Annotated in this window: 15 protein-coding genes and 1 tRNA gene; 13 read left to right on the top strand and 3 right to left on the bottom strand. The window is 57.8% G+C overall.

The window, feature by feature from the left end:
* Window positions 1–16: 16 nt before the first annotated feature.
* The 7 genes from PO881_RS12185 to PO881_RS12155 all read left to right on the top strand — a co-directional run bounded on the left by PO881_RS12185 (window position 17) and on the right by PO881_RS12155 (window position 6,245).
* A complete protein-coding gene (locus PO881_RS12185) occupies window positions 17–844 on the top strand; it encodes a MetQ/NlpA family lipoprotein (protein ID WP_192233450.1) in 828 nt (275 codons plus the stop codon).
* A 12-nt stretch (window positions 845–856) separates the two neighbouring features.
* Window positions 857–1,987, top strand: a complete 1,131-nt coding sequence (locus tag PO881_RS12180) for an ATP-binding cassette domain-containing protein (RefSeq protein ID WP_280171843.1) — start codon at window positions 857–859, stop codon at window positions 1,985–1,987.
* On the top strand, window positions 1,968–2,624 hold the full coding sequence (locus tag PO881_RS12175) for a methionine ABC transporter permease (RefSeq protein WP_192233454.1): 657 nt from the start codon (window positions 1,968–1,970) through the stop codon (window positions 2,622–2,624). The genes PO881_RS12180 and PO881_RS12175 overlap by 20 nt, the downstream gene beginning before the upstream one ends.
* A gap of 97 nt (window positions 2,625–2,721) precedes the next feature.
* Window positions 2,722–3,921 carry a M20 family metallopeptidase gene (locus PO881_RS12170; protein WP_280171842.1) on the top strand — a complete coding sequence of 400 codons (1,200 nt, stop codon included), beginning with the start codon at window positions 2,722–2,724 and terminating at the stop codon, window positions 3,919–3,921.
* Between the two features lie 11 nt (window positions 3,922–3,932).
* Window positions 3,933–5,237, top strand: coding sequence for an NtaA/DmoA family FMN-dependent monooxygenase (locus PO881_RS12165; protein WP_280171841.1), 1,305 nt, complete (start codon window positions 3,933–3,935; stop codon window positions 5,235–5,237).
* A gap of 417 nt (window positions 5,238–5,654) precedes the next feature.
* Window positions 5,655–5,912 (top strand): antitoxin, encoded by a 258-nt coding sequence (locus tag PO881_RS12160; protein ID WP_075808466.1) that lies wholly within the window; start codon window positions 5,655–5,657, stop codon window positions 5,910–5,912.
* A complete protein-coding gene (locus tag PO881_RS12155; RefSeq protein WP_277973770.1) occupies window positions 5,913–6,245 on the top strand; it encodes a type II toxin-antitoxin system PemK/MazF family toxin in 333 nt (110 codons plus the stop codon). It begins immediately after the preceding gene.
* A 768-nt stretch (window positions 6,246–7,013) separates the two neighbouring features.
* Here PO881_RS12155 and PO881_RS12150 read toward each other — a convergent pair.
* Window positions 7,014–7,089: transfer RNA gene (locus PO881_RS12150), tRNA-Asn, on the bottom strand.
* 507 nt (window positions 7,090–7,596) lie between these two features.
* Between PO881_RS12150 and PO881_RS12145 the strand changes: the two genes are divergently transcribed.
* The 6 genes from PO881_RS12145 (at window position 7,597) to PO881_RS12120 (ending at window position 14,758) form a co-directional block, all read left to right on the top strand.
* A complete protein-coding gene (locus PO881_RS12145) occupies window positions 7,597–8,520 on the top strand; it encodes a sugar ABC transporter substrate-binding protein (protein ID WP_101763419.1) in 924 nt (307 codons plus the stop codon).
* Window positions 8,521–8,553: 33 nt separating this feature from the next.
* Window positions 8,554–10,038, top strand: a complete 1,485-nt coding sequence (locus tag PO881_RS12140) for a sugar ABC transporter ATP-binding protein (RefSeq protein ID WP_101763420.1) — start codon at window positions 8,554–8,556, stop codon at window positions 10,036–10,038.
* Window positions 10,039–10,052: 14 nt separating this feature from the next.
* Window positions 10,053–11,084, top strand: a complete 1,032-nt coding sequence (locus tag PO881_RS12135) for an ABC transporter permease (protein WP_101763421.1) — start codon at window positions 10,053–10,055, stop codon at window positions 11,082–11,084.
* A gap of 569 nt (window positions 11,085–11,653) precedes the next feature.
* On the top strand, window positions 11,654–12,571 hold the full coding sequence (gene nac / locus PO881_RS12130; protein WP_101763422.1) for a nitrogen assimilation transcriptional regulator NAC: 918 nt from the start codon (window positions 11,654–11,656) through the stop codon (window positions 12,569–12,571).
* Window positions 12,572–12,838: 267 nt separating this feature from the next.
* Window positions 12,839–13,798: an HTH-type transcriptional regulator Cbl gene (cbl, locus tag PO881_RS12125; protein WP_101762578.1), complete on the top strand. Its 960-nt coding sequence runs from the start codon at window positions 12,839–12,841 to the stop codon at window positions 13,796–13,798.
* 114 nt (window positions 13,799–13,912) lie between these two features.
* The gene (locus PO881_RS12120; RefSeq protein ID WP_280171840.1) at window positions 13,913–14,758 is read left to right on the top strand and encodes a GNAT family N-acetyltransferase; all 846 of its coding nucleotides are present in this window, start codon (window positions 13,913–13,915) and stop codon (window positions 14,756–14,758) included.
* Between the two features lie 196 nt (window positions 14,759–14,954).
* Here the strand turns inward: PO881_RS12120 and PO881_RS12115 are convergent, their stop codons facing one another.
* A complete protein-coding gene (locus tag PO881_RS12115; RefSeq protein ID WP_280171839.1) occupies window positions 14,955–19,034 on the bottom strand; it encodes an Ig-like domain-containing protein in 4,080 nt (1,359 codons plus the stop codon).
* Between the two features lie 248 nt (window positions 19,035–19,282).
* On the bottom strand, window positions 19,283–23,332 hold the full coding sequence (locus tag PO881_RS12110) for an Ig-like domain-containing protein (protein WP_280171838.1): 4,050 nt from the start codon (window positions 23,330–23,332) through the stop codon (window positions 19,283–19,285).
* Window positions 23,333–23,496 lie beyond the last annotated feature (164 nt).

Here is a 23,496-nt window from a genome sequence, read left to right as displayed (position 1 = left end):
GATTAGGAAGCACTTTATGCACACACGTCTGTCATCAGTAAAAAATAAATTCCTGTTAACGGCTGGCGCCTTGCTGCTGGCCAGCGCGGCGCTGTCGCCGCTGTCCATCGCGCACGCGGCGGACAAAACCTCGGTAAAAGTCGGCATTATGAGCGGCGAAGATGAAGACGTCTGGCGCGAAGTGATCAAACAGGCGGCGGCGAAAGGCTTAACGGTGAAAACCGTGATCTTCAACGATTACAACCAGCCGAACGAAGCGCTGCAAAACGGCGAAGTGGATGCCAACGCCTTCCAGCATCAGCCGTTCCTCAATAACCAAATCAAGGTCAATCACTACGACATCGTACGCGTCGGCGATACCGCCGTGTGGCCGATTGGTCTCTACTCGAAGAAAGTGAAAAGCGCCAAAGCGCTGAAAGAGGGCGCGGTGATTGGCGTGCCAAACGATCCCTCTAACGAAGCGCGCGGTCTGGTGCTGCTTGAGCAACAAGGCCTGATCAAACTGAAGCCGGGCGTCGGCATCGCGGCCACCACCGCCGATATCACCGCCAATCCGCATCATCTGAAAATCAAAGAGCTGGATTCCGGCATCATCGGCCGCTCCGTTCCTGATCTGGATGCCGCCGTCGTCAACACCGATTGGGCGCTGAAAAGTGGCCTGACCGCCGAAGATCGCATTGCGCAGGAGCCGGTAAAAGATAACCCGTACAACAACTTTATTGCGGTGAAGAAAGAGAACGTCAGCGCGCCGTGGGTGAAAACGCTGGTGGCTTCTTATCAGAACGACGCCGTGAAGACCGTGTTTGACAAGGTCTACAAAGGCACGGGCGAAACGGCCTGGTAAGGAACGATAAAGATGACGTTATTCTCAGCAGCCGAAACGCCCTTTACCGCCGTGAAACGCGGCGTGGTGGAAAGTGCCCATGACGAGGCGCAGGTGAAGTTTCGCGACAGCGGCAGCGTGGTGCGCCTGCAAGGTGTGTCACGTCGTTTTGGACAAACCCAGGCGCTGCGCGACATCTCGTTGACGGTGCAGAAAGGCGAAATCCTTGGCCTGATCGGACGCAGCGGCGCGGGGAAATCCACGCTGATCCGCTGTCTCAACGGGCTGGAACAACCTGATGAAGGCGTCATTGAAATCGAAGGCCGTAACATCACCGGCCTGTCAGAAAAACAGCTGCAAACGGTGCGCAGCCGCGTTGGCATGGTGTTCCAGCACTTCAATCTGTTATCAGCAAAAACGGTGGCGCAGAACGTCGCGCTGCCGCTGAAAATCGCCGGCATGGAAAAAGCACAACGCCAGCAGCGCGTGGCGGAACTGCTGGCGCTGGTGGGATTGGCGGACAAAGCGCAAAGCTATCCGGCGGCGTTATCCGGCGGCCAAAAACAGCGGGTTGGCATTGCCCGCGCGCTGGCGGCCAGTCCGGCGCTGCTGCTGTGCGATGAAGCCACCTCGGCGCTCGATCCGGAAACCACGCGCTCGATTCTGGCGCTGCTCAAATCCCTGAATCAAAAACTCGGCATCACCATTCTGCTGATTACCCATGAGATGGAAGTGATCAAATCCGTGGCGCATCGCGTGGCGGTGATTGATGCCGGTGAAATCATTGAACAAGGTCCGGTTTGGCAGGTGTTTGCGCATCCGCAATCGGCCCTGACGCGCACGCTGCTGCGCGGTTTGCTGCCGCAGCTGCCGGAAAATATTGCTGCGCGCCTTAGCGATGACAAGCAAGGCGATGCCATCTACAGCGTGCACTTTGCCGGTGACGATGCGCAGGGCGATCTGCTCACCCGCTTTGCCAGCGCGCTGCCGGGCAAGTTCCGCCTGCTGCAGGGCGGCATCGATCACATCCAGCACTACGCGGTGGTGCGTTTCTTTATTGCGCTCCCGGCAGCCAACGCGGCCGACGAGCAATATATTCTCAGCTGGCTGCACGCGCAGCAGGCGCAAGTGGAGTTAGTGGGTTATGTCGCCAGTCATGATTGATCTTTTACTCAATGCGTTAGGCGAAACGGTATTAATGACGGTGATTTCCGGCCTGTTTTCGCTGGTGGCGGGCTTGCCGCTCGGCCTGATTCTGGTGATGACCAGCCCCGGCGGCATCGCCGAACATCGCGGCGTTAATCGCGTGCTGGGCCTGATCATCAACAGCTTCCGCTCGCTGCCGTTCATCATTCTGCTGGTGGCGCTGATTCCCTTTACCCGTTTTCTGGTCGGCACCTCGCTCGGCACCTGGGCCGCGATTGTACCGCTGTCGATCACTGCCACGCCGTACTTCGCGCGCGTGGCGGAAGTGTCGCTGCGTGATGTCGATCGCGGCCTGATTGATGCGGTGCGCGCCATGGGCGCCAGCAAGCTGCGCATTGTCTGGGACGTGCTGATCCCGGAAGCGCTGCCCGGCATCTTGTCGGGGTTTGTGGTTACGCTGGTGGCGCTAATTGGTGCTTCGGCCATGGCCGGCGCGATTGGCGCAGGCGGACTGGGCGATTTGGCGATCCGTTATGGCTATCAGCGTTTTGAAACCTCAGTGATGATCGCGGTGATCGCGGTGCTGATTGTGCTGGTGTGCGGCATTCAGTGGCTCGGCGACCGGTTAGTGCAGCGTATTGATAAGCGCCATTGATTATCACTGATGCGCGATAAATCGCGCCGCTACGAATACCTGCATCTAAGGTAGCGGCGCAATCTATTGCGCATTGTTTTGCCAAAGGAGAATGCTCATGTCGCTGAATCCACTTCAGCTCACGCTCGAAAACAGCCTCGAACAACACAGCGCCGCTTATCTCAAGGTATCGCAGGCGATATTCCAAAATCCCGAAACCGGCAACAACGAATATTTTGCCAGTGAGCGACTCACGCAACTACTTAGCGCTGAGGGCTTTGCGGTCACGCGCAACGTCGCCGGACATGAAACCGCGTTCTACGCGGTGAAGGCCAGCGACAAACCGGGCCCCACCATCGCTTTTCTCGCGGAATATGACGCGCTGATCGGCATCGGTCACGCCTGCGGTCATAACCTGATTGGCACCACCAGCGTGGCGGCGGCCATCACGCTCGCGCAGGTGCTGGATCAAACCGGCGGGCGCGTAGTGGTATTAGGCACGCCAGCGGAAGAGGGCGGATTGGGCGGACCGGGCGGACCCAAAGGCAACGTGAAAAAGCGCTTTGTCGAAGCCGGCTACCTCAAAGATGTCGACGTGGCGCTGATGGTGCATCCTTCGGGCAAAACCCGCCTGACTGAATCCACGCTCGCCAATAACCATCTCTATTTCCACTTCTACGGCAAGCCGTCGCACGCCGCCAGCGCGCCCCATGAAGGGATCAACGCGCTGGATGCGCTGGTACTGCTCTACAACGGCATCAGCGTGTTGCGTCAGCAACTGCCGGATGGCGTGCGCGTGCACGGCATTATCACCAACGGCGGCCAGGCCCCGAACGTGATCCCGGAATACGCCTCGGCGCATTACTACATCCGCGCGGACAGCCGCGAAGTGGTGGAATCCCTTGAGCCGCGTCTGCGTGCCATTGCTGAAGGCGTGGCGCTGGCGACCGGCGCGCGCGTCGAGATTGACCATCAGATTGGCCCGCGCGATTTCAAACTCAACTCAGCGCTGGATGCCTTGCTGCTGGAAGAGTTCACCGCGGCAGGCGAGCAGGTTGATCTCTCGCCGCAGAAAAACAGAGTCTCCACCGATGCTGGCGACATCAGCCACGCGGTGCCGACGGCGCATCCGTGGCTGAAAATCGGCCCCGACGATCTGATTTTCCACACCGTGCCCTTCCGTGAAGCGGCCAACTCAGCGCGCGGCTATCAGGCGTTGCTGATTGGCGCGCGCGTGCTGGCTCGCACCGGCTTACGTCTGCTGACCGATGCGGACGCCTTAAACCATGTCAAAGCGGATTTCGCGCGACAACCATAAAGGAGAGTGTTGTGTCGCAAACCTATCGCAGAAAACTGAAAACGCTGGTCGGCGCCAGCAGTGTGATTTCCGCCGCCAATGACAGCCAGCCTGGCTTGGGCATCACGCGCGCCATCGAACTGGCGAAAATTGCCGAGCGCGAAAAAATCACCGGCCTGTTCACCGCCGATTTGCTGCAGGCCGATGCGGCCGGATTAGCGGGCACCACCGGCACGCAAGATCCGCTGATTGCGCTGGCGGCATTGAGCCAGGTCACTTCGCACATCGGTTTAATCGCTACCGTCAGCACCAGCTGGCTGCATCCGTATAATCTGGCGCGTCAGGTCGGCACGCTCGATCACATCAGCGGCGGTCGCGCGGGCTGGAACGCGGTAACGTCATCGGTCGGCGAGGAGAACTTCGGTGAAAGCCAGCTGCCGCCACCGCAGGAGCGCTACGCGCGCGCCACAGAATTTATTGAAGTGATGAACGCGCTGTATGACGCCAACGAACGCGCGGCAGCGCAGCGCACCGCCAGCGGCGGTATTCGTCTCGACCACAGCAAACTGCATCCGATTCACTATCGCGGCGACTATTTCCAGGTGGCGGGACCGCTTAACGTGCCGCCGCCGCCACAGCGCCGTCCGGTGCAGTTCCAGGCGGGCCAATCCGACGCGGGCGTCACGCTCGGCGCACGTTATGCCGAAGTGATTTACACCTCGCAGCCCACGTTTGATGCCGCGCAAACCTTCGTGGCTGATGTGCAGCAGCGGGCGCGACGTTTTGGCCGCGAACATAATCCCCCGCTGATCATGAACTCGTTCCACGCCATCATTGGCGACAGCGACGCCGATGTGGCGCGCCGTCTGCGCGATAAGCATGAACGCATCAACTATGAACAGGGCAGATTACGCGTGGCCGATATGCTGGGCGGCGAGGTGGATCTGCGCGATGTGCCGCTCGACCAACCGCTGCCCGCCGCGTTGATTCCCGAACTGGCGCAGGTGCATCGTCGTCAGGGGCGCGCCGCCATATTCCGTGGCTATGCGCTGGAAGGATTAACCCTGCGCGAGCTGATCATTAAAGCCGAAGAGACCGGCCACTGGTTTGTAGCCGGTACGCCAGAAACTCTGGCCGATGCCATCGAACAGCGCTACCGCGCCGGCGTGCTGGATGTGATTTCGTTGCATGGACTCGGCCAGCCCGATCAGCAGGATTTGCTGCTCAACGGCCTGCTGCCAGAACTGCGTCGCCGCCAGCTGATCGATACCGATTATGTCGGCAACGATTTCCGCAGCAGTCTGGAGCTGGCTCCGCTGCCAAACGCTATCGATTAACCCAAACCAGGTGCGCGCTTATGCGCATCTGGTTGGCGGTCGCCATACGAAGCGCCATTTCAAGTTAAAGCTCAGTCACTGCAAGCAAGGTTACGGAAGCTGCGCCGCATTTTGTTTATCCGATCCGTGATAATCCTTTGAACTGCAAAAACAGTTTTCTATTATCGGCCTTCTTTGTTACGCACTAAGCTCCCGCCTGTACAAAATGCTTCATGACCTGAAAGAAGCGCCTTGTGTATCAGGATGGTCGCCGTTTTATCGGCAACGCCGCCTTTGAAAACGGCTGGATCTGTCCTTCGATGGATTAAGGCTTTCTTCACGCTTTATTACGCTAAGGAAATCACAATGAATCAGATGAATAATTGTGCATCGCCTGCTGTAGATGTTATATTAAAATATAATATCAGGAGGTGCTCTATGTATACAACTCGCCTGAAAAAGGTCGGCGGATCCATCATGCTGGCGGTTCCCCCCGCCGTACTGAAAACGCTGGAGCTGTCGATGGGCAGCGAAGTGGGTATGACTATTGATAATGGCTGCCTGATTATTGAACCCCAGAAACGGCCCCGTTATTCGCTTGAGGAACTGCTGGCGCAGTGCGATCCGCACGCCGAAATGAGTGAAGAGGATCGGGAATGGATTGATGCGCCTGCGGTGGGCAAGGAGATCCTGTAAATGGACAGAGGGGAAATCTGGCTTGTTTCACTGGATCCGATTGCCGGCCACGAGCAAAGCGGAAAACGTCCGGTGCTTATCGTATCGAAGGCATCATTTAACACGCTCACCCGGTTGCCCGTTGTTGTCCCTGTGACCAGCGGCGGAAACTTTGCTCGCGAAGCCGGTTTCACCGTTTCACTGGACGGGGCGGGAACAAAAACAACGGGCGTGATCCGCTGCGACCAGCCCAGAACCATTGATATGGGAGCCCGAAATGGTAAGCGACTGGAGCGTATACCCGACGCTGTCGTGAATGAGGTGCTGGCTCGACTGGAAGCCATTCTAAGCTGATATTTTTTATGTAACCTGAACGAGGGCGCTGTCACATACAGCGCCCTCATTTTTTATAACAACAAGTGATTAAAAAATTTTTTGCAGGTAAAAACAGTTTCTCCTTTCCCCCGCCAGCGGCACTGGCGTAGTCTCCCCCTTGCTCTATGCTGTCGTAGACAGCGCCCAACGCTTCACAACCTGAAAGAACCGCCTGTTATCAGGACGCTTGATCCGTTTACCGGTGCAGACCTCTGCAAACACCGGGTCGCAGAACATCGCGACGAAGGCCCGAGTTTTAACACGATACGTCCTTTACTGCGCCAGCCTGCTGGTCTGAATTTGCACCGTGCCGGAATTCTCCTGGCTAACCTGTACCCTCAGCGCCTTTTACCTTACGGACTGCGGCCTGCATTGCCGCAAGGCTTTCCTGCTGCGTGGTCGTAAAACTGCACCAACAATAAATTTTCAGACACTGCACCAGTCCAGTGCGCCACTTTAACCGCGCAGAGCGGGAAGTGACGCACGCAGCCTTTTCGACCTGCACCAGAAAACTCAACTGCGCCAGCTCACGGCTGGATCCTGACACCGCCTTTTCAGGCCATTTAACCAAAAAGGAGAACATGAACCGATACCAGAGGGGAATCAGGACGATCCGGGGGATGACCCGCTAAGGCGGGCCGCTGCTCAGAGAGCACAACCGAAGCCCCACCACACCTCAACAGCGACCGCCCCGGCGCATAAAAAGCAAAAAGCCCGCTTAGTTTCCTAAGCGGGCTTCTCTAAATTTGGCTCCTCTGACTGGACTCGAACCAGTGACATACGGATTAACAGTCCGCCGTTCTACCGACTGAACTACAGAGGAATCGTGTGAACGAGGCGCATATTAGCGATGCCGATCCCCGTTGTCAAAGCCCGACTGCACACTTTTGGTTTAAGTGCGCGTAAAAGCAGCGGAATGCTGCTTTTCTGCCTTGAATGATCAGATTCTAAACTGCCAGCAAGATCTCACTTTAAACGCAATTCCTTTGAGATGTTAGATGCATGTCAAAGTTTTGTTATTTGCCGATTTTAAAACAATCATTTCAGTGCTTTTATGATGAAAGTTTCAAATGCAAGTTAGATGAAATAAATGAACTGCTAATCATCACTGGCGAAATGAGTTGTGACATCTAAAACGGCATTTCGAAAATAACTGGCTGATTAGTAGCAAGTTACACAGAAAAGATGCAGTAAACCGATAGCGTTAGACCAGAAGCCTTACCTCTACAACCACAAAAAAAACGCCAGCGACGTTGGGTGAATGTAAAAGATATTTTTCATTCGCGGTCTCAGCCAACCTGAGCATGTTAACGAATAAGAAGGGTTACCTATGAAATTCAAAAAAGCGTTATTAACTTCCCTGTTAGTTTGCATGTTACCTGCCGCCGTGATGGCAAAAGACCTTCAGGTAGGCGTTTCTATGGCGCTGTTCGACGACAACTTCCTCACCATTCTGCGCACCGCAATGCAGAAAGAGATGCAAAAAGACAACATCAAAGGCCAGGTTGAAGACGCCAAAGGCGACGTGGCACAGCAGCTGCAGCAGGTGCAGAACTTCATTGGTCAGGGCGTTGACGCCATCATCGTTAACCCCGTGGATACCAACGCGGTGAAACCGCTGGTGGATGCCGCAGCGAAAGCCGGCGTGCCGCTGGTGTTCGTCAACCGTAAACCGGCAGGCGAGTTGAAAGACAAAATGGCGTTTGTCGGTTCGGATTCTGAACTGGCGGGGCGTCTGCAGATGGAAGCGCTGGCTAAAAAGATGAACGGTAAAGGCAACGTGGCGATTCTGCTGGGTGACCTGGCTAACGAATCCACCCGTGAACGCACCAAAGGTGTGGAAGCGGTGGTCGCCAAATATCCGGGCATTAAAGTCGTGCAGAAACAGACGGCTAAATTCACCCGTAATGATGCGGTGGACGTGGTGAGTAACTGGCTGACCGCGGGCGATGACATTCAGGCGATTGCCTCTAACAACGATGAAATGGCAATCGGTGCGCTGCAGGCGCTGGGTAAAAACCCGAATCACATCCTCGTCGCGGGTGTGGATGGTACGCCGGACGCACTGCAGATGATCAAGAACGACAAAATGGTCGCCACGGTCTTCCAGGATGCGAAAGGTCAGGGCGAAGGCGCGGTACAAACGGCGGTCAAGCTGATTAACGGCGAGAAAGTGCAGAAAGTGGTCGATATCCCGTTCCAGCTGATTACCAAAGATAACTACGAAAAATTCGCCAGTCAGAATCAGAAATAAACCGTAACCGACTCAGCCGTACGGAGGTGATGTATGACCGCTTTTGCGCTTGAAGCCGAAGGCATCAGCAAGTTCTTCCCCGGAGTGAAGGCACTCGACAATGTCTCACTGCGTATTAAACCGGGGTCGGTACATGCCCTGATGGGTGAAAATGGCGCGGGCAAATCCACTTTAATGAAATGCCTTATCGGGATGTATCGTCCCGATAAGGGTACCATTCGCATTAAAGGGGAGCCGGTGCAGTTTCAGGACACCATGGATGCGCTGCGTTCCGGCATCTCCATGATTCACCAGGAACTCAATCTGGTGCCTTACATGACTGTGGCCGAGAATATCTGGCTCGGCCGCGAACCGATGAAGTACGGCTTTGTTGACCATGGCAAGCTGAACAAACAGACGCAGGAACTGCTGAACAAGCTCAATATCCGTTTAAAAGCCGATCGTCTGGTTGGCGAGTTGAGTATTGCGTCGCAGCAGATGGTGGAAATCGCGAAAGCGGTGTCATGGAATTCGGACATCGTGATTATGGATGAACCGACCTCGGCACTGACGGAAACCGAAGTGGCGCACCTGTTCACGATCATCCGCGACCTGCGTGAGCAGGGCAAAGCCATCATCTATATCAGCCATAAGATGGATGAGATTTTCACCATTACCGATGAGATCAGTATTTTCCGTGACGGATCCTGGGTCGGCAGCAACAGCACCAGCGAATACACGCGTCAGTCACTGATTACGCAAATGGTGGGCCGTGAATTAACTCAGCTGTTCCCGAAATTCAACGGTGAAATCGGTGGGGATGTGCTGACGGTGCGCAATCTCACCTGCAAAGATCGCTTCACCGACATCAACTTCACGGTGCGCAAGGGCGAAATCCTCGGCGTAGCGGGATTGGTGGGTGCCGGACGTAGCGAAGTGATGGAAAGCCTGTTCGGCATGGAGAGTTTCGACAGCGGTGAAATCCTGATTGATGGCGTGCCGGTCAAGATCGATTCGCCGTCAACGGCGATTGAGAAGGGCATGGCGTTCCTGACCGAAGACCGTAAAAAGTCGGGGCTGTTCCTGGTATTGTCGGTGATGGAGAACATGAGCATCGTCAACATGCCCGATTACACCCATAAAAGCGGTTTTGTCAGCCACATCAAAATGGCGCAGGACTGCATGGATCAGATTCGCAAGCTGAACATTAAAACTCCCACCATGGATCAGATCATCAATAACCTCAGCGGCGGTAACCAGCAGAAGGTGCTGATTGCCCGCTGGCTGCTGGCGCAACCGAAGATCCTGATTCTCGACGAACCCACGCGCGGTATCGACGTGGGGGCAAAAGCAGAGATTTATCGCTTAATCAGTGAACTGGCGAATCGCGGCGTGGCCATCATCATGGTGTCGTCCGAACTGCCAGAAATTCTCGGCATGAGCGACCGCGTGATGGTTATGCACGGCGGACGTATAACCGGCATCCTCGATAAAGAAGAGGCCAATCAGGAATCCATTTTGTCGTTGGCATCCGAGTGAGGCGTGAGACACCTATGAGTAACGTTAAAATTACGGCCCCGCAGGCCGCAGAACAGAGTTCTTTCTTTGGCAATTTGCGTCACAAGCTGCCAAAAGACACCGGGATTTTTGTCGTGATGGTGGGCATTGCCCTGATTTTTGAAATTGCCGGTTGGTACGTACGTGACCAATCTTTCCTGATGAACACCAACCGCCTGGTGCTGATTATTTTACAGGTGGCGATCATCGGCATCATCGCGGTGGGCGTGACCCAGGTCATCATCACCACCGGTATTGACCTGTCATCCGGTTCGGTTATCGCCCTCACCGCGGTGGTGGCGGCCAGTCTGGCGCAAACTTCAGATAGCCTGTCGCCGATGTATCCCTCGCTGGTGAACCTGCCTGCGGTGATTCCCATCGTCGCCGGGATTGGCGTAGGGCTGCTGTGCGGTGTGATGAACGGCGTGCTGATTACCAAAACCGGTATTCCGCCGTTCATCGCCACGCTCGGCATGATGGTGTCGGCACGCGGTCTGGCGCAGTACTACACGCAGGGTAACCCGATTAGCTTCCTGTCAGATGGCTTCACCTCCATCGGCCAGGGCGCGATGCCGGTCATTATCTTCCTGGTGGTGGCGTTCCTGTTCCACATCGCACTGAAACACACCCGCTACGGCAAATATGTCTACGCGATTGGCGGCAACATGACCTCCGCCAAAGTGTCCGGTATCAACGTTAATAAGTACCTGATCATCGTCTATACCATTGCCGGTGCGCTCTCTGGCCTGGCGGGTGTGGTGCTGGCGGCGCGCGTCAGTAGCGGCCAGTCCAGCATGGGGATGGCATACGAACTGGATGCCATCGCCGCTGCGGTTATCGGCGGCAGCAGCCTGATGGGCGGCGTGGGCCGCATTACCGGTACGCTGATTGGTGCGGTGATTCTTGGCCTGATCAAGAGCGGCTTCACCTTTGTCGGTGTCGATGCCTACGTGCAGGACATCATCAAAGGCATCATCATCGTCGCAGCGGTTTCTATTGATATGCACAGAAACCGTAAAAAACGCTAATACGCTTCATACTTAACGCTGTAGCGGCGTTGGCTGCGAAAATTCCCCCCGGTCACATAGTTAACTATGCTCCCGGGGCTGAATTTTCTTGCCGCCTTGCTACAGCGCGAATTATTTTGCGTAGTGACATTGTGCACGGTCGGTTCCCTCTTTCGCGCGCGGGAGAGGGTTAGGGTGAGGGACAACGCGCACCGCCGCCCACATAAGTTTTCCAACTGGCTAGCTCCATACTTCCCGCTCGTTTTTGTTCCATTCCCGCCGTTTCTGTTCACTTTCTGTGTTTTCTGCACCAAACCAGCTCATCCGGTCATCACTTTTTTGCACGCCTGACTCGCATTTTCTGCCTCATCGCGGTGCATATTGTTCAACGCTCACGCGAATCACGTCATCGCCCACGCTTATTAACTCCTTCGAGGTAATCACAAACGCTTATTTTCCGTGCCGTTAGGAAAAATCTGGCAACGCAATTTTGCATCGCGAACAAACCTGGCCTGCATATTGCAACTTCATTCCCACAAGCCAGCAGGCTGAAACACCCAACTGGGTATTCGGGGATTGACGGAGGCAACATGAATTTAAGACGACTCAAATATTTTGTAAAAATCGTCGATATCGGCAGCCTGACTCAGGCAGCAGAAGTGCTGCACATCGCGCAGCCTGCGCTTAGCCAGCAGGTAGCGACGCTGGAAAATGAACTCGATCAGCAATTGCTGATCCGCACCAAGCGCGGCGTAACGCCCACTGAAGCCGGAAAAATTCTGTATGCCCACGCTCGCACCATTCTGCGCCAGTGCGAACAGGCGCAAACGGCGGTGATCAACGCCGGCCAGGCACTGAACGGCCAGGTTTCGATTGGTTTAGCGCCGGGCACCGCCGCATCCTCGCTCACCATGCCGCTGCTGCACACGGTGCGTGAGCAGTTCCCGGATGTGCTGGTGTATCTGCATGAAAACAGCGGCACCTCGCTCAATGAAAAAGTGATGAACGGCCAGCTGGATATGGCAGTGCTGTACGACCGTGCGCCAACGGCGGGCATCAACAGCATTCCTTTAATGAAAGAAGAGCTCTATCTGGTGGGCGCAACAGCGTGCCCGGGTGCCACGGTCGATCTGGCCGATGTGGCGCAGATGAGCCTGTTCCTGCCGCGCGATTACAGCGCGGTGCGTAAACGTGTCGATGAAGCGTTCTCGCTGCGCCGTCTGAGCGCGCGCATTATTGGCGAAATCGAATCCATTTCGACGCTGACGGCGGCGGTGTCCAGCGGTATGGGCGTGACGGTGCTGCCAGAATCTGCGGCGCGGGCGCTGGTGAGTTCAACCCATGCGTGGATGGCGCGCATTAACAGTCCGTCACTCAATCTGCCGCTGTCGCTGAACATCTCGGCACGTCTGCCGCTGTCGCCATCGGCGCAGGCCGTGAAGAATATTTTGCTGTCGCTGCTGAATAAGCCAGCGGTAGAGGACCGTGAATTGATGCTGGTGGGATGAGTTAAGCGCACTTTTTCCCTCACCCTAACCCTCTCCCATTAATGGGAGAGGGGACCGATCCCGCCGATATTAGCCAAATAAATCACCTTACCAACCAACCGCTCGATCAGCTCCCTCGCCCGCTTGCGGGAGAGGGCGGGGGTGAGGGCGTCCTTCAAACTACCCCTTATTACTATTCCGCATAACACACGGTTTTTTATTATTTGTTGCGATGACATCAACTTCATAACATGGACGAAACAGGGGCAGGAACCAGGAGAAAAGGGTGTGAATTTCCAGCAACTTAAAATTATACGTGAAGCGGCCCGTTGCGAGTTCAACCTCACCGAAGTGGCGAATACGCTGTTTACCTCCCAATCCGGAGTCAGCCGCCATATTCGCGATCTGGAAGATGAACTGGGCGTGGAAATCTTTATTCGTCGTGGCAAGCGACTGTTAGGCATGACCGAACCGGGCAAGGCGCTGTTGACCATTGCTGAGCGCATCCTTGATGAAGCGGGCAAAGTGCGCCGCTTAGCGGATGTGTTTACCAATGAAACCAGCGGCGTGCTGACCATCGCCACCACGCACACCCAGGCGCGCTACAGCCTGCCGCGCGTGATCAAAGCGTTTCGCCAGCTCTATCCCAACGTGCGCCTTGAGCTCAATCAGGGATCGCCGCAGGAGATCGTCGCCATGCTGCTGGCCGGTGAAGCCGATATCGGTATCGCCTCTGAGCAGTTAGTGAATAACAGCAGTCTTGCGGCATTCCCGTGGTTCAGCTGGCATCACTCGCTACTGGTGCCGCACGATCATGAACTGTTACAGCAGCAGCCCATTACGCTCGCCAGCCTGAGCCGCTATCCGTTAATCACCTATCGTCAGGGCATTACCGGCCGTTCGCGGGTGGATCGGGCATTCCAGGCCGCCGGTCTGCGCCCGGATATCGTGCTCAGCGCGCAGGATTCTGACGTGGTGAAAACCTACGTGGAACTCGGTCTTGGCGTGGGGATTCTCGCCGATCAGGCGTGCGATATTTACGAAGGCGAAGATCTGGTAAAAATCGACACCCATCATCTGTTCGATGCCAATACCGTGTGGCTCGGCCTGAAGCGCGGCCAGCTGCAACGCAATTACGTTTGGCAGTTCCTCGAACTCTGTAATGCCAACCTGTCGCTGGAGGAGATCAAGCGTCAGGCGCTATCCTACGAAACCGAAAACGAACCGGCCATCGACTTCCAGATCTAAGCCAGCACGGTGCGGCGCAACCCAGCCGCACCGCCACGCAACCGCGTTCCCGCTTTCATCCCCGCCCTGAAATGTGCTAAAGACAAGGGCATTTCCCGCACATCAGGAGCAAACATGATCATGCTACGCGCTATGACGCCACGCGACATCGATTCCGGCGTTGCCCTCACGCAGCAACTGCACTGGCCGCATCGCCGCGAAGACTGGCAGCAGGCGCTGACGTTCAGCGCAGGCACGGTGGCTGAACATCAGGGCGACTACGCCGGCAGCGCGCTGGGGTTTCGCTGGGGCGAGCAGGCGGCCACCATCGGACTCGTCATCGTCAGCCCACGCTGGCAAGGGCAGGGCATCGGCAAACAGTTGATGCTGGCGCTGCTGGAACAATTCCCTGATTACCGGCTGCGGCTGCACGCCACTGAGAGCGGCAAACCGCTGTATCAGAAACTCGGTTTTGCGGTGACGGGCCAGATTCTGCAGCATCAAACGCGCGCGCTGGCGGCGGTGTCAGCGTTGACGGTGCCAGCCGGTTTCACGCTGCGTCCCGCGCTGCCCGCAGAGGCACAACCGTTGACCGCCCTCGATCACCAGGCGCACGGCCTGTGGCGCCCCGCGTTAATCACTCACCTGATTGCCAATACACAAACCCGCATATTGCGGGATGCGCAGCAGCGCGTGCAGGGCTTTGCCAGCCTGCGCCGGTTTGGTCACGGCTGGTCGATTGGCCCGGTGATTGCGCTGAATCTGTCGAGCGCGCAAACCTTGATTGCCGCCCTGATGCAGACGCTGCGCGGCGAGTTTGTGCGCATCGATACCGATGCCGCGTTACCGCTGGCGCAATGGCTTAAAACCCTGGGTCTGGAGCAGGTGGATGCGCCCACCATCATGGTGCGCGGCACGCCGTGGATGCCACAGGCCGGCGCGATGCAGGCTTATGGGTTGATGACGCAGGCGATGGGATGATGCCGAATGGCAAGGGGCGCGATGCCGGTGCCGTCGCGGCGGATGCTGTGTGTCGTGATCGCCGCACAACGTAGCGGCGCGATTTATCGCGCAATGCCAGCCGGGGCGCGATGCCTGAAGTTTCTGAGTGGGTAAACAACAAAAAAAGCCACCGAATTTCGGTGGCTTTCCAGACAAACCTGCAACGATCTACCCTTTAAATCAGCTCGGTTTTCACCCCCAGCTGCACCAGCAGTTCCGCGTCATCGCCGTGGCTGTAAACCTCGTACTCCACGCCCGCGACCGTCACCGTGCCCTGCTGATGCTGCCATTCGCTGATATCGCTGCCTTCGGGCAGAATATCTTTCAGCTGCACCACATCGCCGGCATCGCCGTTCACCATCAGCTGGGTTTTACCGTCTTCGATAAACAGATCTTTTTGGCCCAGATGCAGAATGTCTTCAATCGAAACCTTCAGTTCTACGTCGCCGTTTTCACTTAACTGGATGGTAGTGAGTGAATTAGCTTCGCGCTCAAGATTATGCAAATCGAAATGTGGTTCATCTGCCTCAATAATAATTTTTTTTGCGTAAATATTATTTACATCAGCAATAATTTGGACTCCATCTTCGGGGGGCGTAATATCCTGATTGCTAATAATGTTATCATGATGCTCAATAGCTTTATCACCCCAGCGTAGATTATCAATATTAAGTCTATTGTAGATATTAGGTGGAGGAGTGTGAAGGCTGTTTTCAAGTTCGAATTCGATGTATGAAATCATTTTACCATGAGGTGCACGAAAGTATGTCTCTTTGATAATGTCGTTAGGGGTTTTTTCGAAAAGAATTTCTCCAATTAAAATATTATCTTTGTCATAAAGCTTAGCTTTGTTAGTGCTAAAGAAGCTACCATGATAATCGAAGCTGACCGCACTGGTTTCTTCGCCAAATGATAATCGGTTCATTTTTTGCTGATAAGTAGAAATGTCAATCCTTCGAACAATAACTAAACCTTGACTCTTCGATGTCCATTGTACGCCAGCGTCGGGATAAACCTTAACATCCTTTCCATAGCTAATAAATGTCCAAAATGATTCATACTTTAATCCATTATTTAAATAAAGTGGCCCATTATCCTGTTTGTAACCCTCCTCATAACTCTCGAAATCCTCCACCCCTTCATCCCCACCCGAAGCCCCCGGACTTTCAAAATGCACGCCAAATTTATCGCTCCAGTCGCTTTCACTGGAACCCATCACGGATTTTGCGCGGTATTCCCAGTCGCCATTCTCAGACAGTTTCGGTGAGGTAAACTCCCACTTTCCGTCGGCCTGCACAAGTGCTGAGCCGGCTGATATCCAGCTGCCGGTTGTCAGACCATACTCAATAATGATCACGCTACCGGGCACGCCCGTTCCGCGCAGCATCGGGGTTTCATCGTCAGTGGTGCCGCCGTTAGCAATGCTGCCGGTTGATGCGCCGTAATCATCGAACGCATCGGTAATCGTCGGCACCGCTGGCGCGGACGCCACGTACTCCAGCACAAATTTTCCGGTCCAGGTGCTGTCGACGCCGCCGTGGCTGGCTTTGGCGCGGAACTCCCAGGTGCCGTTTCTGCTCAGCGCCGGCGAGGTCCACTCCCAGCTGCCGTCGGCTTTTACCACGGTGCTGCCCGCGTCGTACCACGAGCCGCCCGCCGTGCCGCTCTGGAAGTAAATCACGCTGCCGGCCACGCCGCGCCCGCGCAGGGTCGGCGTGCTGTCGTCGGTGGTGTCACCGCTCGCCAGGCTGCCGGTCACCGCGCCGAAATCGTCCCAGGCGCCGTCGATGGTTGGCTTCAGGTCCAGCGCCGGATCGACGGTGAGCTGGAAGCTGCTCCAGCCGCTCTGGCCGGCCTTCTGTACCTCAAAGGTCCAGCTGCCTTTCGCCAGTGCGGACGGGGTCCACGTCCACTTGCCTGCACTGTCCACGTTCACCGTGGTGGAGGCGTAGCTGCCGCCGTCCAGCTTATAGCGCAGCGTAATGCTGCCGTTGGCCGGGCCGCTGCCGCGCAGGGTCGGCGTGGTGTCGTCGGTGCTGCTGCCGCTGCTCAGGCTGCCGGTCACCGGGCCGGCGTTGTCCAGCGCGCTGTCGATGGTCGGGTAGCGGTCGGCGCTGACGTCAATGTTCAGCTCATAGCTGCTCCACTCGTGCTGCCCCTCTTTTTTCACCTCAAAGGTCCAGTTGCCGTCGGTAAGCTCCGGCGCGGTCCACGTCCAGTTGCCGCTGGCGTCCACTTTGATGGTGCCTTCAACCAGGGTGGCCAGGCGGAAGTAGCGCAGCAGTATGGTGCTGTTCGCCGGGCCGGTGCCGCGCAGGGTTGGCGTACTGTCGTCGGTGGTGCCGCCGTTGCTGATGAGGCCGGTGGTGGGGCCGACGTCATCCCAGGCGCTGTCGATGGTCGGTTTACGGTCCACGGTCGGGTCGATGGTCAGCGTGAAGCTGCTCCAGCCGCTCTGGCCGGGCTTCTGCACCTCAAAGGTCCACTTGCCGCTGGCCAGCGCGGACGGCGTCCAGGTCCAGTTGCCGGCCGCATCCACGTTCACGGTGGTGGAGGCGTAGCCGCCGCTGCCGAGCTTGTAGCGCAGCGAAATCACGCTGTTCGCCGGTCCGCTGCCGTTCAGGGTTGGGGTGGCGTCGTCGGTGATGCCGCCGTTAGCGATAATGCCCTTAACGGTCCCAAAATCATCGTAGGCGCCGTTAATGGTCGCGTTACGGTCCAGCGTGGGATCGACGGTGAGCGTAAAGCTGCTCCAGTCGCTCTGGCCGGCCTTCTGCACCTCAAAGGTCCAGCTGCCTTTGGCCAGCGCGGACGGGGTCCACGTCCAGTGGCCGCTGCTGTCCACGTTCACCGTGATGGAGGTGTAGCCACCGTTGCCGAGCTTATAGCGCAGCGTAATCTCGCTGTTCGCCGGGCCGCTGCCGCGCAGGGTCGGCGTGGTGTCGTCGGTGCTGCTGCCGCTGCTCAGGCTGCCGGTGACCGGGCCGAAGTCGTCCAGTGCGCTGTCGATGGTGGCGTTGCGGTCGGCGTCCGGGTTGATGGTCAGCGTGAAGCTGTCGTTCCAGCCGGACTGGCCCTGCGACTTCACGTCAAACGTCCACTGACCGGTGGCCAGGTTGACGCCCGGCGTCCAGCGCCAGTGGCCGGTGCTGTCGGCGTTAACCGTGACGGAGGCGGCCGCGCCGCCCGCCAGCGTGTAGCGAATCACCACCTGGCTGTTGGCCTCCGCGCGGCCCTGGAAGGTCGGCGTGGCGTCATCGGTCATGGCGCCGTTTGCCAGCGGGCCGGTAACGGGGCCAAAGTCGTCCGTCACGGACTCAATGCGGGTGCGCTGGGCGATGCCGGCGGTGCCGGCAATTTCCAGTTCGAACAGCACCGAGGCGACCTCGCCGGTGCTGGCCTGGAACTCGTAGCGGCCGTCCGGCAGGTTGCTGCCCGGCGTCCAGCTCCAGGTCTCGCCGCTGACGGTGGCGGTGGCGCTGCCGGCCCAGGTCGGGCTGCCGGCGAGGCGGTAATAGACGATAACGGTGCTGCCGGCGGAGACTTCGCCGCGCAGGGTCGGGGTGGCGTCGTCGGTGAGCGCGCCGTGGCCGAGCGAGCCGGTGAAGCTGCCCGCGTCGTCAAGCGCGTCGGTGATGGTAACCTTGACGTCGTCGCCGGCAATCACGATGTCAAACGCCTGAGAAGGCGTGCCGGCGCGCAGCTTTCCGCCGAAGGTCTCTTCGGCCATCAGGCGCAGGCTGTTAACGCCGTCTTTCAGGTCCTGCGATGGCTCTATCACCCACTTGCCGGAGACCTTGTCCGCCACCGCGCTGCCGATTTTTTCATTTTTGTCGTTGAGCAGGTAAACGGTGCTGCCTTTCTGCGCGATGCCGGTCAGCGTCGGGCGTTTGTCGTCGGTGGCTTTGCCGGCGTCGAAACTGCCGGTCACGGCGCCCTGGTCGTCGTAGAGGTTAATCAGGTCGGGCGCGGATGGCGGGGTGGTGTCGACAATCACGGTGCCGAGCGTTGGCGTGCTGCGGTTGCCGGCGGCGTCAAAGTGGCGGATGGAGAAGCTGTACTCGCCGTCGGCGTAGGGCGTCGGCGCCTCCCAGCGATAAAAGCCCTTGTCGTCCACCGGGACGCGGAAGGTGTCGGTGCCAATCACCAGCTCGATAAAGCCGCCGGGCTCGAGCGCGGTTTTGTTACCGAACACCAGTCTGCCGTCGGCGCTTTCGCGATAGAACACCGGGCTGCGGGCTAATAAGTCATTCATAGGTATCGTCCATAATTGTGTTGTCAAAGGTGGTGCGGCGCGGTCAACGCGCCATCGCACGGCGGCGGGAATGGTAGAGCAGCGCGTAACGGGCCCGTATCAAGAACCGTCTGCAAAGGAGGAAAATTCCTGGAGCGGCGCAGTGCCGGGCGGGGCGCAATGCCAAAACCCCTGAACGTGCTGACAAACAACAAAAAAAGCCACCGAATTTCGGTGGCTTTCCAGACAAACCTGCAACGAACTAACCGTTAAATCAGCTCGGTTTTCACCCCCTGCTGCACCAGCAGTTCCGCGTCATCGCCGTGGCTGTACACCTCGTACTCCACGCCCGCGACCGTCACCGTGCCCTGCTGATGCTGCCACTCGCTGATATCGCTGCCTTCCGGCAGAATATCTTTCAGCTGCACCACGTCGCCGGCATCGCCGTTGACCATCAGCTGGGTTTTACCGTCTTCGATAAACAGATCTTTTTCGCCGTAATGCAGCAGCGCATCCAGATCAATTTTCAGCGTATTATCCCCGCTGCCGCGAATATCAAAAATCTCCACCGATTGAATCTCTGCCTGATGCTGAGATAAATCGAGCAGCTGATCTTTACCGGTTAATTGCAGGGTATCGACTAGGGATTCACTGCCTGTGATGGGGTGATCGGTTAATTCGTCGACGCCGTCGAGGAAGTGGACGATGTTTTCGGGTCCGTCAAAGTCTACCGGTGGGATAAGGATATCTTGTTCAACCGTATATAAATTATCAAGATAAATTCCGGCGAAATTATCTTCAAAATATAAACTAAACGCTTTGTAATGAGATATACCTATTCCTGTATAATCTGTGCTATCAAATGTAAATAGTTCTCCAGCTTTAACTATAAATTTAATTTCTTTGTATGTAATTTCATCAGAAACTTGATATCTAAATGTAACAGTGGCGTCTCGACTTCCACTATTCCAAATATTACATCCAAACTCCGAAAACGTAGATGATTTCCCCCAGTTTAACTCATTCGGTAATACATCGAAGCCCCCAGGTTTAAGAAAAGAAAGGCACTGATTACCCCAATTAGCAGGTGCGTTATCCGGTGTTTCAGCTACCTTGGCAAAAAATGTCCCGGTGGAATTACCTATGAAATATAATTTGGAATTAACACTAAAGCGGGCTTTACTCTCAGTTTCAAAACTTTGACCGGCCAAATTTTCAAAATCTAATATCCCCCAGTTTCCTGAATATTCCTTAGTGATATTCAGCTCAAAAGTTTCTCCCCAGTTCTCCGCTTCGGATTGCTTAACCTGGAAATTCCAGTCCCCTTTTGCCAGGCCTTTATCTGGCGTCCAGCTCCACTTTCCATCCACATCCGCCTTAACGCTGTAAGTTGTCTCCCCCGACGCATACTGCGCACGGATCATCACCACGCTGTCGGCCGGCGCGGTGCCGCGCAGGGTTGGCGTGTTGTCATCGGTGGTGTCGCCGCTGGCGAGGCTGCCGGTTTCGGCACCAAAATCATCGAAGGCATCGGTAATGGTCGGCGCCGGGTTGTTGTACTCCAGCACAAACTTGCCGCTCCATTCGCTCTCAGCGCCGTCGTGTCTGGCCATCGCCCGGAACTCCCAGGTGGTGTTATGGCTCAGCGCCGGCGAGGTCCACTCCCAGCTGCCGTCGGCTTTCACCACGGTGCTGCCGGCGTTTTCCCACGCGCCGTCCCACGTGCCGCTCTGGAAGTAAATCACGCTGCCGGCCACGCCGCGCCCGCGCAGGGTCGGCGTGCTGTCGTCGGTGGCGTCGCCGCTCGCCAGGCTGCCGGTCACCGCGCCGAAATCGTCCCAGGCGCTGTCAATGGTCGGCTTCAGGTCCAGCGCCGGGTCGATGGTCAGCGTGAAGCTGCTCCAGCCGCTCTGGCCGGCCTTCTGTACTTCAAAGGTCCAGCTGCCTTTCGCCAGTGCGGACGGCGTCCACGTCCACTTGCCTGCACTGTCCACGTTCACCGTGGTGGAGGCGTAGCTGCCGCCGTCCAGCTTATAGCGCAGCGTAATGCTGCCGTTGGCCGGGCCGCTGCCGCGCAGGGTCGGCGTGGTGTCGTCGGTGCTATTGCCGCTGCTCAGGCTTCCCGTCACCGGGCCCGCGTCATCCCAGGCGCCGTCGATGGTCGGGTAGCGGTCGGCGCTGGAGTCAATGTTCAGCTCATAGCTGCTCCACTCGTGCTGCCCCTCTTTTTTCACCTCAAAGGTCCAGTTGCCGTCGGTAAGCTCCGGCGCGGTCCACGTCCAGTTGCCGCTGGCGTCCACTTTGATGGTGCCATCAAACATAGTGGCCAGGCGGAAGTAGCGCAGCATGAGGGTGCTGTTCGCCGGGCCGGTGCCGCGCAGGGTTGGCGTGCTGTCGTCGGTGGTGCCGCCGTTGCTGATGAGGCCGGTGGTGGGGCCCACGTCATCCCAGGCGCTGTCGATGGTCGGTTTACGGTCCACGGTCGGATCGATGGTCAGCGTGAAGCTGCTCCAGCCGCTCTGGCCGGGCTTCTGCACCTCAAAGGTCCACTTGCCGCTGGCCAGCGCGGACGGCGTCCAGGTCCAGTTGCCGGCCGCATCCACGTTCACGGTGGTGGAGGCGTAGCCGCCGCTGCCGAGCTTGTAGCGCAGCGAAATCACGCTGTTTGCCGGTCCGCTGCCGTTCAGGGTTGGGGTGGCGTCGTCGGTGATGCCGCCGTTAGCGATAATGCCCTTAACGGTTCCAAAATCATCGTAGGCGCCGTTAATGGTCGCGTTACGGTCCAGCGTGGGATCGACGGTGAGCGTAAAGCTGCTCCAGTCGCTCTGGCCGGCCTTCTGCACCTCGAAGGTCCAGCTGCCTTTCGCCAGCGCGGACGGGGTCCACGTCCACTTGCCTGCACTGTCCACGTTCACCGTGGTAGAGGCGTACTCGCCCGAACCCAGCTTATAGCGCAGCGTGATGCTGCCGTTCGCCGGGCCGCTGCCGCGCAGGGTCGGCGTGGTGTCGTCGGTGCTGCTGCCGCTGCTCAGGCTGCCGGTCACCGGGCCGAAGTCGTCCAGCGCGCCGTCGATGGTGGCGTTGCGGTCGGCGTCCGGGTTGATGGTCAGCGTGAAGCTGTCGTTCCAGCCGGACTGGCCCTGCGACTTCACGTCAAACGTCCACTGACCGGTGGCCAGGCTGACGCCCGGCGTCCAGTTCCAGTGGCCGGTGCTGTCGGCGTTAACCGTGACGGAAGCGGCCGCGCCGCCCGCCAGCGTGTAGCGGATCACCACCTGGCTGTTGGCCTCCGCGCGGCCCTGGAAGGTCGGCGTGGCGTCATCGGTCATCGCGCCGTTTGCCAGCGGGCCGGTGACGGGGCCGAAGTCGTCCGTCACGGACTCAATGCGGGTGCGCTGGGCGATGCCGGCGGTGCCGGCGATTTCCAGCTCGAACAGCACCGAGGCGACCTCGCCGGTGCTGGCCTGGAACTCATAGCGGCCGTCGGGCAGGTTGCTGCCCGGCGTCCAGCTCCAGCTGTCGCCGCTGACGGTGGCGGTGGCGCTGCCGGCCCAGGTCGGGCTGCCGGCAAGGCGGTAATAGACGATAACGGTGCTGCCGGCGGAGACCTCGCCGCGCAGGGTCGGGGTGGCGTCGTCGGTGAGCGCGCCGTGACCGAGCGAGCCGGTGAAGCTGCCCGCGTCGTCAAGCGCGTCGGTGATGGTGACTTTGACGTCCTCGCCGGCAATCACGATGTCAAACGCCTCGGAAGGCGCGCCGGCGCGCAGCTTGCCGCCGAAGGTCTCTTCGGCCATCAGGCGCAGGCTGTTAACGCCGTCGTTAAGGTCCTGAGACGGCTCCATCACCCACTTGCCGGTGACCTTGTCCGCCACCGCGCTGCCGATTTTTTCATTTTTGTCGTTGAGCAGGTAAACGGTGCTGCCTTTCTGCGCGATGCCGGTCAGCGTCGGGCGTTTGTCGTCGGTGGCTTTGCCGGCGTCGAAGCTGCCGGTCACGGCGCCCTGGTCGTCGTAGAGGTTAATCAGGTCCGGCGCGGATGGCGGGGTGGTGTCGACAATCACGGTGCCGAGGGTCGGCGTGCTGCGGTTACCGGCGGCGTCAAAGTGGCGGATGGAGAAGCTGTACTCGCCGTCGGCGTAGGGCGTCGCCGCCTCCCAGCGGTAAAAGCCTTTGTCGTCCACCGGGACGCGGAAGGTGTCGGTGCCAATCACCAGCTCGATAAAGCCGCCGGGCTCGAGCGCGGTTTTGTTGCCGAACACCAGTCTGCCGTCGGCGCTTTCGCGATAGAACACCGGGCTGCGGGCTAATAAGTCATTCATAGGTATCGTCCATAATTGTGTTGTCAAAGGTGGTGCGGCGCGGAATGCGCGACATCGCACGGCGGCGGGAATGGTAGAGCAGCGCGTAACGGGCCCGTATCAAGAACCGTCTGCAAAGGAGGAAAATTCCTGGAGCGGCGCAGTGCCGGGCGGGGCACAATGCC

Origin of the sequence: Pantoea sp. SS70, assembly GCF_029866845.1 — a bacterium.
Classification (GTDB): Bacteria; Pseudomonadota; Gammaproteobacteria; order Enterobacterales; family Enterobacteriaceae; genus Pantoea; species Pantoea leporis.
This window is presented reverse-complemented; position numbering and strand designations above follow the sequence as displayed.